This window comes from Dictyobacter aurantiacus, from assembly GCF_003967515.1.
GTDB classification, from domain to species: Bacteria; Chloroflexota; Ktedonobacteria; order Ktedonobacterales; family Ktedonobacteraceae; genus Dictyobacter; species Dictyobacter aurantiacus.
The window spans coordinates 2,093,288-2,105,013 of sequence record NZ_BIFQ01000001.1 but is presented as its reverse complement, the minus strand read 5'-3'; the positions used below and the strand labels follow the sequence as shown (position 1 = coordinate 2,105,013).

Below are 11,726 nucleotides of genomic sequence, written 5' to 3'. Positions count from 1 at the left end.
TATTGTCTGGTTTTATTGTCGCATATCTGGTGCTACAAAGCGAGAGAGTACCTCCGGTTGTATATCCAATGCTTCTGAGCAGAGCCGGGTGTATTTCTCCGACCCCATCTTTTGCTCAATGGCGACCAGGAAGCGCTCCAGCAGGGAGGCTGTGGGATCGTGTAGCGACAGGCGCATCTGCAGCGCCGCGAAGATTACCGCCAGCGCCTCCTTTGGCTGGCGCTGTTCATAGAGCAGCATGCCGAGATTGGTGAGAATCATTCCGGTATACTGTTGATTGCGCAACTGTGCGGCCAGTTTGAGCGCATCAACGTAGTTGTTATAAGCCTGGGTGTAGTCCCGCTCTTGCTGCGAGAGCAGGCCCAGATTATGCATGGCAACGCTTTTGAGCTGTAGATCGGGCTGCACCTGCATGAGCTGGAGCGCGTGTTCAAAGTTCCGGCGTGCCTGCTGGTGCTCGCCACGGATGCGCAACAGTTCTCCCTGATTGGTCAGCGTAACGGCCTCCCCGTGTTGATCGTTGTGGTGCCGTTGCAAGGCCAGTGCCTGGTCAAAATAGACCTTGCTCTGTTGATACTCACCAATGCGTCCATAGAGTGTGCCTACATGACTGGCGACTATTCCTTCGTCCTGTGGTTTCAATGTACCAAAGGGAGGTAGCATCGCGGTATACAGACCGATCAATGTATTCCATGCGCCCCACTGCACCATACTCTCGTGCAGACCTTCCTGGAACAGTAGATCGCAGGCATGCTGCCAGCGGTGTCCCAGGCAGAGATGGCGGAGCGTAGTAATAATGGCTTTGATATCTTGCAGGCTGGTGCGTTGTTTGCGCGGAGGGCACAACCGGTGGATCATGTGCTCATAATACGCCGCTACCTGGACATGCCCGGCGATCAAGGCGTTTTGTTGTTGTTCGCTCTGTTCGGGGCTGGGTTCCTTCGCATGTTTGCCGGGCCACGGCGGCACCTTGCTATTTTGACCCTCGCGGCTGATATCTTGCATGAAATGCTCCAGTATATACTGGCGCAGCAGTGGATGCAGCGCAAAGGTTGGCGTGTTATTTTTATTCGCGACCAGCTGGATGACTCCCACGCAAGTCAAAGTCTGGAGCTCCCGCTCAAAGGCTGTAATGATATGTTCTTGTCCCTGCCGTTGTTGAGACTCGATGGTATCGCCGGTGATAGTCATAAAGATGCCTTCCTGCGGAACCGGCTCATGAAAGAGGCTGAGGGCATGGATGACGGCATTCTGGGTTGGATTGAGAAAGTAGTGGATGGCGATAATCAAGTTGGTGATGACATCGCCCGCCCACAATGGTCGGTACTCGGGCGCGTTTAGCAGCTGGTTGAGGGAGATGCCACTAAGATGGATTAACGCGCTGCAGAGCACCAGTGTATAGGCATGTCCGGCGCAGCGCTGCCAGACAAATGAGATCTCTTCAGGGGTGCCATGGACACCTCGCTGCTGGAGTAATGCAACCCCTTCAGGCAGACTGATGCGCGTGACCAGGTAAGAGCGCACACGTGGGTTGCTGATCTTATTTTCATCGTAGGGAGAATGATAGCTGGTCAGCAGGATGCGGCTGAAGCCCAGGTCGGTTTGCAGCATATCCAGAAAGAGTGGAAGCGCGCCGCGTCCTGCTACTCCCTGATTGGTCTCAGGATGGAGAAGTAGTTCAAACTGATCCAGCACGATCAATGCGGTTTCCGAGGGGCGGCGCAGGGCGCGTAGCAGTGCTGAGACTTGCTGCTCTGGTTTGAGCAAAAAGAGCCCCTCATCCGGCATTCCTATGCCCGCCAGAATAGCCGCGATGATGTTTGGCAGCGTCGTATATGTCCCGATGGTCAGCCAGACGAGGTATTTAGGTGCCGGCATACCATTATTCCTGGCCATCTGCAGGCGGCGAAAGAGCAAGGCCGCCAGCGTTGATTTGCCGGTACCAGGTGTACCAATTAACATAACCGCGCTGGTTTGCGCATCACTGAACATTTGTTGAACTGTATTGATCTCGTCAGTACGCTGCATCGTCATCTGGGGATCGATCAGTGGCGGAGTGGTCGCGTTCAGATCAAAGGTGAGCATCTTCGGCTCCTTCTGAACTGTTTCAACTGGTATCGGTGTCGGTGAAAGCACCGTATTATAATTGGTTGAAGGCAGTGGGGCCAAAGATTGGTTAGAGGTACCTCTGCCTTGTTGATCCCCCTGGTGCATGAACAACTCCTTCTGATAAACACTACAATGCACCTATAGCATAACCGAATTGTGCCCCCTGGTATCAAAATAGCCTGAAAGTCCTTCTTTCACTGTCGTGAATGAAGCAGAGGATCAGTGTTATCACACCATTCTCTCATCCACGGAGTCGGCGGTATGGTGGTGGACGCGCACCTGCGCGTCCACCACCATACCGCCGACTCCGTGAAAAATATGTTTCTATTGGAGCGTTTCCTGGCCTACGAGCTGGTCAAGCTGGTTATAGAACTGCACCAGCAAGGGGAACTGGATCTTGTTATCATGCGCGAAAAGTACAATGCCATTAGTAACTGTATCCTCGAAGTGATGCCCGGCGGCATCCTGCAGGTGCACGTGTGAAATCTCTGAACCGTTCTGGATGACTTTTCCTCGTGCCCAGAATGGACCGGAGGGCAGTTGTTCCCAGACCAACTGCAATTGTGGTTGAGAAGTAATATTTGAGGGGACTTCTCGTAGTGGATTCCACTCGTCAACCATGACGGTGCTTCCCAGGACTTCCCATTGGTGACCGGCGTCTTCCTGTACAAGCAGTGTCTCTAACCATTGCTCGTGCGCCTGGTTTTCATATTGAATAACATGCATCTGATAGTGAGCAACAGAATGGGCCTTGAGGAACTGGATCGTTTCAGGTAGGATGCTCGTGCTGGCAGGCCCAAAGATGGCTTCATGTAAGGCTTGAGAACGTGGAATATGCTGAATGATGGCTTCTTGGGGTGATGACCAGGACATAGCGATCTCCTTATCTATGATGTACCGGGCGAAAAACGACGCTCCACTAGATTATTGAGTTTGAAGAATGCGATGCATATTAGAGAGTATATACCAAAAAGAAAAGTTGTACAGGTATATTATGTGACTTATGTCCATGTTGAGCCCTTGCGCCATAAGAGCAAGAATACGGTAATGTGTGAGTTATAAAGATAGTTGGAAAGTGGTTAAACCCACCACTCAGGCCGATAAAAGATCATTCGCCTATTGTTTGCATGCGTTAGAATATGAATTTTGAGGGATGCTCTTTCGTATCAAAAAATGTATACTCGAAAAAGCGATTGCATGTATGCTGCGCGAAGATGTTTACTGATGTAGAGGGGGACACTTGTATGTTACGAATTATCTATATGGGGACGCCGCATTTCGCGGTTCCGGCCCTGGAGGCTTTGATTAAAGGGAGGGCAGCGGGCGAGGTTCTGCCGGAGGGTTATGAGATAGTGACGGTGATAACGCGTCCAGATAAGCCCGCCGGTCGCGGGCGTGGCGTAGTCTATTCACCGGTGAAGCAGACGGCAATGGCGCATGAGATTCCTGTCTGGCAGCCGGGTTCTTTTAAGAAGCAGGCTAATAGCGATGCGTTGGCGGAATACAAGGCGGATCTGTATATTGTGGCGGCCTTTGGACAGATTCTGCCGCAGAAGGTGCTGGATCAGCCTCGTTATGGCACCCTGAACATTCATGCTTCGCTGTTGCCCAGATATCGCGGCCCCGATCCGATCGCCGAAGCAATTATTCAGGGTGATCACGAGAGCGGGGTATCTATCATGCTACTGGACGCGGGCATTGATACCGGTCCGGTGCTGACCAGGTACGCTGTCTCCATCGATGCCGAGGAGACCACCGGCAGCCTGACCGGCAAACTGGCCGAACTGGGTGCTCGGGCTCTGCTCGAAGTTCTTCCCCAGTGGGTTGAGCGCAAAATTACCCCTGAGCCGCAGGATGAGGAGCGTGCCACCCATACACACATGCTCACCAAAGAAGATGGCCTGATCGATTGGACACGGCCCGCCGCGGTGCTGGCCCGCAAAATACGCGCCTACCAGCCGTGGCCCGGTGCTTATACGCACTGGCGTGGCAAACTGCTAAAGATCATCAGTGCCCAGCCACTCAGCAACGTAGAATTAACCGTGGCGACCACACCGGGCGCTGTCAGCATCCGAGAAGAGGCTGGCCATAAAGTACTCGTCGTCACCACCGGATCGGGCCTCCTGCTGATCAAGCAGCTCCAGCTCGAAGGCAAAAAAGCCCTTGGGGCCGATGAATTTTTGCGTGGTTACGCCAACATCGCCGGCGAAACATTAGCATAACCACCGCCCCCACACGCGCGTCCGCGAGAGATATGTGTGTGATGGAACAGGTGCGCATTCGCGCACCTGTTCCATCACACACATATACCCATAGGTTTGGAGCTCGCCTCCGATTAAGGATTGTAAAAATATGCATTTTCCGGTAATATAGAAGAGATACATATATCGAAAGATCGGAGGTGCCCCGATGGGTACCAGCTTCATCGTTCTCGCATAAGTGCCGCCGCGCTCATGTGAGACATTAATCTCTTCTTGATTAATAACGCAGACCTCAATTATACTCAGGGTCCGTTTGCTTCTGACCCTGCAGTAGTGCATGTCCTCACCCGCTGAGAAGCGTGCCTGCGGCACACTATCCCTTTTGCTGTATTCCGCGCGCTGCGGAAAATTTTTTGTTGTGCCCAAAAGCATTTCTCTGGGAGAGGAATATGGATCAGGAGACATTGGCCTCGCGGCCGGAGGGGAGCACTTCAGGTCGGCGTTCATTTTTCCTGCGGCAGCCGCAGTTTAGTCTGCTATGGAGTGGTCAGACGCTGTCGAAGTTCGGCTCATACATTTCACTTTCAGGTCTGCCGCTGATTGCTATCCAGTTTTTACAGGCCAGCCCATTGCAGTTAGGATTGCTGGTGGCCTGCAATTCGCTACCTGTTTTGTTGATCAGCCTGTTTGCTGGTGTCTGGATCGATCGTTTGCCGCGTCGACCGGTAATGATGCTGGCGGACCTGGGACGGGCCGCTTTGCTCTGTACTATCCCGCTGCTCTACCTGTCTGGCGTCCTGCGCATAGAGGCGCTGTACGTGGTGACGCTGGTCGTTAGCGTCTGCACGATTTTCTTTGAGGTGGCGTTCCGCTCACTGCTTCCCGCGCTGTTACAGGGAGATGATCTTATCGTTGGCAATGGTCGCCTGGGTGTTAGCGACGCCCTGGCAGAGATCGCTGGCCCACCGTTTGCTTCATGGCTCTTGCAGTTGCTCAGGGCTCCGCTGGCCCTGCTGATCGATGCCAGTACCTTTGTTATCTCGGCGTGCTGTATCTGGCGCCTGAGGTTTCCTGAACATCCTGTGGCGCCCCTCACCGAGCGTTCATCGATCTGGCACGATCTGCGAGACGGATTGCGCTTCTTGCTGGGTCAGCCGAAGTTGAGGGCCATCGCCGCCTATACCGCCCTCTTTAACTTCTGTGGAGGCACTTTTGCCACCCTGTATATGCTGTACCTGTTGCGTACCCTGCGGCTATCGCTGCTCGGCTATGGACTGGTCGTGATGATGGGAGGCGTTGGCAACCTGCTGGGGGCGTGGCTGGCGATCAGGGTCGCGCGCCGCTTTGGTCCTGGTCGATCTATGATTGGTGCGACGCTGCTGTTTGGGGTGATGGCTGTGGTTACAGCCCTGGCCGCAGGTCCCACCTGGATCGTTGTCGCGATATTGATGCTGACCCAACTCACGGGCGATTGCGCGCTGACCATCTATATCGTCAACGAGATCAGCTGGCGGCAGAGCACGGTCCCGGAGGTGTTGCAGGGGAGGATCAACTCATGTATGCACCTGTTGCAGGAAGGGATCGGTCCACTGGGGGCGATCGTGGCGGCGTTGTTTAGCCAGCTTATCCATGACATCCGCCTGACGCTGGTATGCGGCGCCATCGGCATGACTCTGGCTTCATTCTGTCTGTTGCTATCTCCCTGGAGGCGCCAATACCCTTAGTGAGAGCACAAACAAAAACGGCCACCGCGTCAAAAACGTCGGATGGCCGTTTTTGCTGCTGCTATGCTTAGACGTGCAGGACAAAGGCAAATAGAACCAGGGTGATCAGTCCGGCTGCCCAGCAATAGTAGGCGAAGGGATCGAGGCGTCCCTTTTCAAAGTATCTGGTCAGGAAGGCTGTACTCAAGTAGGCAGCGACCCCGGAGATTACCATGCCGAGGATGATCAGCCAGAACGGGAACTGGCTCTGATGGAAGAGCACAGGAACCTCAAGCGCTGAGGCGGCCAGGATGACCGGCGTGCCGAGCAGGAATGAGTAGCGGGCCGCGTCTTCGTGCGTCAGGCGTACACCCAGCCCGGCGACAATGGTGGTGCCGGAGCGCGAGAAGCCTGGGATCAATGCCAGCGACTGCGCCAATCCGACCAGCAGGGCCTCTTTAATCGAGAGGGTCTTGAGCGAGCGGAAATGCGCCTCGCGTTCCCGTGGTGGCAGTGAGGCGAGATTGGCCTCGGCGCGGCGCCGCATGGCCTCGCCGATGAAGAGAACCGAGCCATTCAAGAAGAGGACTGCGGCCACGATCTGTGGCTCTGAAAATAAGTTTTCCAGTTTATTTTTGAGCAGGAGTCCCAGCAGTCCGGCCGGGATGGTTCCCAGGATAATGAGCCAACTGACCCATTCTTCGGTGCCGCGCGTAATCTTGCGGGTGACAGCGACATTGCCTATGGTTTTAAGAACCTGGAGCCAGTCGCGCCAGAAATAAATGAGCAAGGCCAGGCTGGTGCCCAGGTGCAGGGCTACCACCACTGGCAAGAAACAGCTCTTGCCACCGCAGGCGGTGCCTCCAGCAAGGTCCCCCCAGCCCACCAGACTAGGAATGATAACAGTATGTCCCAGGCTACTGATGGGGAATAGCTCTGTTACACCCTGTAACAGAGCCAGGACAACCGTTTTAATAATCTGCATTAGATCCATAGTTATAGTAACTCTCTTTTAATAGAAACGCTCTTTAGCGAGTGCCGCCATGTTTAGCCATCTCTGCATTAAATTCATCCAGGGTCGCCTGGAAATAGGTTTTCCCATCATCTTTAGCCGCAAAGAAGAAAATATAGTTCGTATTGGCTGGATTGGCGGCAGCCTTCAGACTGTCCAGGCCCGGACTACAGATTGGCGTAGGTGGCAGGCCTGTAACATTGTAGGTGTTCCATTGACTGTTAGGGGCGATTTTGCTGCCACTATCAGCCAATGGCTGCCAATATTTGGTTGGCGGATTCTCGGTATCGCGCGCGTATTGGACGGTGGGATCGGCCTGCATTCTGCCGCCGCCGGTCTGCTCTTTACCATTTGCGGTATAGATGCGGTTCCAGTATACGCTGGCAATCTTGCTCTTATCATCGTGGGGTCCGGCCTCACGTTCTACGATTGAGGCAAGGGTGAGAAAATCGTATAGCTTCATATTATGCTTTTGAGCCGCCTGGTCCAGATGATATTTAGCGATATTATCCGACATCTCTGTTAACATAGCATTAATGACATCCCGGGCCGTAGCTTTTGGCGAGAGCTCATAAGTATCAGGAAAGAGCAGCCCCTCCATACTGCCATTTTCAGGAACGCTCTTGAGAATGCGGTACTTGCCGGCATCAGGAAATTTATTGATATGTTTGGTGTAGGTCAAAAATTGCGTCTTGCTGAAATTAGGCAGATTAGAATTCGACACGGTGTTGGCGATCTCTTCGAGTCGCTTGCCCTCTTTGACTAGTACCAGGATCGCGTCCGGGCGGCCATTCTGTAACGTGTCAATGATGCTGCTGATGGTCATATTCGGGCTGAGCTGTTTATATACACCGGCTTCCAGCTTGGTATCTAAACCTTTGATGCGAGCCCAGATAGTAAAGGCAAAGGCATTGCGGATGAGGCCTTTGCGCTGTAAATCATTGGCGATTTCTGGCGTCGTCTCGCCCGGCTGGATATCAACTGTCACATTGTTCGGATTGCTGCTCACGGGCTTCATAAAAATATCGGTGACATTATTCCAGACAAAGAGTACCCCTAAAAAGATCAACACTCCTACAACGAGGACTGAAAGAAGGGCTGCTCGTGATCTAGGTCGTCTCATGCGTTTGTTCCCCTTATGGATTATTTACCCAGGTGATCCAGGTAATCCTGAAGAATGACTGTCGCGGCTAATGCATCGATTTCATGACCGCGCCGACGTTTCTTGCTCTGGGGACGTTGCCGCCCACCATCACGTCTTTGATGCCTTTCCCTCCCATCCTGACCACGTTGCGTAAGGAGGCGCTGAGCCTCAACCGTTGAAAGCCGTTCATCCCAGAACGTCACTGGGAGCGTGATATGCTGCTTCATGCGCTCAACAAAGGCCTGTATCCTTTGTCCCTGCCCATGAATCTCTCCATCCAGGCTGATGGGTAGTCCTACCACAAGGCCCTCGGCCTCAAGTTCATTGATGAGCTCTTGGATGGCTTCCCAGGTCTTTTGTTCGTTGCGGGTCACATGAATGGTCTTGTAAGGAGATGCTAAAAAACCGTTGGTATCGCCGGTTGCAACTCCTATGCGAGCCTCTCCGACATCCAAAGCTATCAATCGAGTCATATAAGTATGTTCCTGACACTCCTGGATTGTTATGTTATTTAGAGCTGTGCAAATAATCCTTTTATCAAGATGTATCGGCCGCTATGATGATTCCCGAATGTTATTTCGGTGATATCGTTGGACACAATCCATCCACCATACTGCATTGTAGCCAAGCATGGTTTATCCTGTCCAGTTAGCGTCCATTTTGTAGCAGATTCAGGTGGTATGCTAAGCCCTTGTGACTGATTTTGTTTAACTACCCCCAAAGTGCTTTTTACCTGTGTCTTTGAGTATATGGGCGCTACAGCGCCCATATACTCAAAGACAATTATGAATGGTATGGTGGTGCAACATGGAGTGCGAACGCACTCCATGTTGCACCACCATACCATTCTCAGTCTTGCGCCGCAGGCGCGAGACCGTCAGGATTTAGTTATACCCGGCACAACTTTAATATCGATATGGTTTGCATAGAAAGGAAGATATGGAAAGAAACCTGGCTGAATATCGATATGCGTATCCTCAATCCCTTTGTTATTCGCCTTCAGTAAGCGGTTGACCGCGTCGGGCCCCTGGCCCGCGATCTGCTGGCGCAGGGCATTAGCATCAAAGGCACCGCCTACAGGGGCGGTCGCGACATAGCTCAGCTTCAAACCATCTTTGCCCGCGGGCTGCTGCTTTAGCTTGCTGATGCTGATCGGCTGCCTGGCATCATTCAGGATTACATACTGTTTGAATGTGTTATCCGTCTTCATTGCGCTGCTGAGCTGCGCTTTGGCCGCGTTCTGCAGATCGCTATTGTTGACGAATAGCACGCTGGCTTTCACGCTGATTTGCGCCTGGAAGGTTTTGCCGCCCTCGACGACACTATCTCTGGCTGGAGGATTGACCAGGGTATCCGTCGTGGTCAGTGGCCCGATTGCGCCGTTCTGCGGCAGGCTTTTGACCCAGGCATCGATCTGGCTCTGCAATTGTTTGTGTAGATCAGTGCGTGCATTGGTCAGATCTTTGTCGGCTATAGATGGGACAGGTTCCATGCCGCCGCCTTTGATATCATCAAGACTGATGACGCTAAGCTTGAGCTGGGCAACGCTGGTGGAGTTGGCATTGGCAATGCTATTCAGGCTGCTGTCCGGGATCAGCGTGACGCTGCCGGCAGGGACATTGCCGCTCTCGCCCGATTTGACCGCCTCGACTGGAACGGGCAAAGGCACATTGGAGCAGAGGGTATTTTTAGGAATTGAAACCTCCGCGGTCGTTTTGAATAGCACACCGTTGGCGCCAGGAGTCGATACCTCGCTGCCCGTAGGAACAATGACGTCAGAGTTCCCGGTGTTGCTGAAGCAGACATTGCCTTTGGCTTTGGCGGTGCCAACTAATTTGCTGCCAGTAACCGGCTCGGGACCCGTTTTAGTGAACTCATGGGATAACTGGTGAGCCGGGATGTTTTCACCGGTCGGCGTAAGCGTGGCCAGGGTATTAACGGGATGGGTATAATTGCGGGCCGCGATGGTAATTGTAACGGTAGCCGTGGGCACGAGATAAGCTCCCAGTGCCAGGGCGAGCAGCAGACAGATAATGGCGGCCAGAATGGTCCAGACCAGCGCGTTGCTACGCTTTTTTGGGCGCGGTTTGGCCAGCGTTTTCGATTGGCGCGGACGTAGTTCCTGCGAAGGACGGGTCGCTGGCGGTCGTCGTGATGATGTCAGGACGCCCGAGGGGCGCAGGCTGGTGGCCTGCCGTTCAGCAACCGCTGGCCGCTGCATCTGGCTGCTGCGCGCCCCGTAATTTCTCGGTCGCTCTTCAGGCAGCGGAATCATGCTTGGACTTTTATGGCTGCTACGCGACGGTGGCTCGTAGGTAAACGTGTCGCGCTCCTTGATCTGTGTTGGCCGATCCTGGATCGGTGGCAGATCATCATCGTCCAGATCCTCGGCGCGCAGACGTTGTGAGGGTGCCTGCGACACCTTAAAGGCGGCAGGCGGCGGTGGAGAGACCATCTTACCGGAGGGGCGGCGTGGACGCGCAGGCTCAACATCCTGTCGCGGCTGCTCACGGGGTTCGGCCTCTTTTCTGGACGCCTTGCGTGCCCGATTCTGGGCGCCACGCGGTCGAGGCTCAAGAACCTCGCCTTCATTGTTATCGATATTGAAATGATTTCCAATAATGCTGGTGGGCACATCGGCTACATCTTGAATCACGTGATCATAGCGACGTTGATCAGGACTCTCGATGACCGCCTCGCCACGTTGTTCGAACGATGGCGGCTGCTGCCTATCCTCCATCAGCACAAATGGATCGTCATCCTCCTCATCCAATGCGCCATAGGATGCGTGTGTTTTAGGCGTTTGGGGCTCAACCGGGGTTGAAGGGTGCGCAGATGAGGCCGAGAAGCCGGGCTCACTGCGAGAATCACCGGCCGCCTCGCGAATATTCTGGGACAGATTGTAGTCTTCCAGTAGCAGATCTGGCTCCTCAATCTGATCGGGAGCCAGTGGTCTGATCGGGGGTGTTGTATGCTGGCTACCATAGTTGTAGCCATCATCATTGCTCTCGTGTGGCAATTGAAAGGTGGCTGGATTGTCGGTTGGAGGTGGTAGAGATTGCTGCTGGTCACGCGCGTTCTCGCGATTGGCCAGGTTGGATGAGTTGCGTGCGCCGGCCGGGCGTTGTCGCAACGTGTTGGTGCTACGTGTCGGGCGTCCTCCGGTGGGACGCTGGCTGGCGTTGGCTGGGCGCGCGCGGTTGGTTGTACCACTGCGCACAGGTCGACCAGCAGGCCGCGAACGCCCCTGCTGCGATGATTCAAGTGAATGGGCGACTGTGAATTTCACCGCGTGAGCGACCGAACGTACCTGGGGATCTGAACTGACAATCAGGACATCTTTTCCCAATTCACGCGCGCGGGCATAGAGCAGTTTCCAGGCCACATGACTGCGCAGTTGTGTCTGGGCCGGCACCACCAGTGTGACTTTTCGGGTTTGTAGTTTTTCCAGGCGTTCGCGTACAGTTGTCAGATCGTCTTCCGGGCTAATATAGATTGTTTGCTCATCACTCATAATAAGCCCTTTCACCCCCTAATGGCCTACTTCCTCGAAATTA

Annotated in this window: 8 protein-coding genes; 2 read left to right on the top strand and 6 right to left on the bottom strand. The window is 53.9% G+C overall.

Annotated features, from left to right (window positions below; genetic code table 11):
• Window positions 1-12 precede the first annotated feature (12 nt).
• Window positions 13-2,085: a tetratricopeptide repeat protein gene (locus KTT_RS08435; RefSeq protein WP_160145739.1), complete on the bottom strand. Its 2,073-nt coding sequence runs from the start codon at window positions 2,083-2,085 to the stop codon at window positions 13-15.
• Window positions 2,086-2,433: 348 nt separating this feature from the next.
• Window positions 2,434-2,982, bottom strand: coding sequence for a hypothetical protein (locus KTT_RS08430; protein ID WP_126595556.1), 549 nt, complete (start codon window positions 2,980-2,982; stop codon window positions 2,434-2,436).
• A 371-nt stretch (window positions 2,983-3,353) separates the two neighbouring features.
• Between KTT_RS08430 and fmt the strand changes: the two genes are divergently transcribed.
• Together fmt and KTT_RS08420 are read left to right on the top strand one after the other, a co-directional pair.
• Window positions 3,354-4,331, top strand: coding sequence for a methionyl-tRNA formyltransferase (gene fmt / locus KTT_RS08425; protein ID WP_126595555.1), 978 nt, complete (start codon window positions 3,354-3,356; stop codon window positions 4,329-4,331).
• Window positions 4,332-4,759: 428 nt separating this feature from the next.
• Window positions 4,760-6,034, top strand: coding sequence for an MFS transporter (locus tag KTT_RS08420; protein ID WP_126595554.1), 1,275 nt, complete (start codon window positions 4,760-4,762; stop codon window positions 6,032-6,034).
• Window positions 6,035-6,101: 67 nt separating this feature from the next.
• On the opposite strand, the gene KTT_RS08415 is transcribed toward KTT_RS08420, so the two are convergent.
• From KTT_RS08415 to KTT_RS08400, 4 genes are all read right to left on the bottom strand, one after another.
• Complete coding sequence (locus tag KTT_RS08415; RefSeq protein WP_126595553.1) at window positions 6,102-7,007, bottom strand: undecaprenyl-diphosphate phosphatase; 906 nt, start codon at window positions 7,005-7,007, stop codon at window positions 6,102-6,104.
• 34 nt (window positions 7,008-7,041) lie between these two features.
• Entirely contained in the window at window positions 7,042-8,148 is a 1,107-nt protein-coding gene (gene mltG, locus KTT_RS08410) for an endolytic transglycosylase MltG (protein ID WP_126595552.1), read from the bottom strand.
• A 20-nt stretch (window positions 8,149-8,168) separates the two neighbouring features.
• Complete coding sequence (gene ruvX, locus KTT_RS08405) at window positions 8,169-8,642, bottom strand: Holliday junction resolvase RuvX (protein WP_126595551.1); 474 nt, start codon at window positions 8,640-8,642, stop codon at window positions 8,169-8,171.
• Window positions 8,643-9,046: 404 nt separating this feature from the next.
• A complete protein-coding gene (locus KTT_RS08400; protein WP_126595550.1) occupies window positions 9,047-11,683 on the bottom strand; it encodes a baseplate J/gp47 family protein in 2,637 nt (878 codons plus the stop codon).
• Between the last annotated feature and the right edge of the window lie 43 nt (window positions 11,684-11,726).

Coding starts and splice junctions, on each gene's coding strand:
- KTT_RS08435 (WP_160145739.1), bottom strand. CDS start 2,085: ATGCTCACCTTTGATCTGAACGCGACCACTCCGCCACTGATCGATCCC.
- KTT_RS08430 (WP_126595556.1), bottom strand. CDS start 2,982: ATGTCCTGGTCATCACCCCAAGAAGCCATCATTCAGCATATTCCACGT.
- fmt (WP_126595555.1), top strand. CDS start 3,354: ATGTTACGAATTATCTATATGGGGACGCCGCATTTCGCGGTTCCGGCC.
- KTT_RS08420 (WP_126595554.1), top strand. CDS start 4,760: ATGGATCAGGAGACATTGGCCTCGCGGCCGGAGGGGAGCACTTCAGGT.
- KTT_RS08415 (WP_126595553.1), bottom strand. CDS start 7,007: ATGGATCTAATGCAGATTATTAAAACGGTTGTCCTGGCTCTGTTACAG.
- mltG (WP_126595552.1), bottom strand. CDS start 8,148: ATGAGACGACCTAGATCACGAGCAGCCCTTCTTTCAGTCCTCGTTGTA.
- ruvX (WP_126595551.1), bottom strand. CDS start 8,642: ATGACTCGATTGATAGCTTTGGATGTCGGAGAGGCTCGCATAGGAGTT.
- KTT_RS08400 (WP_126595550.1), bottom strand. CDS start 11,683: ATGAGTGATGAGCAAACAATCTATATTAGCCCGGAAGACGATCTGACA.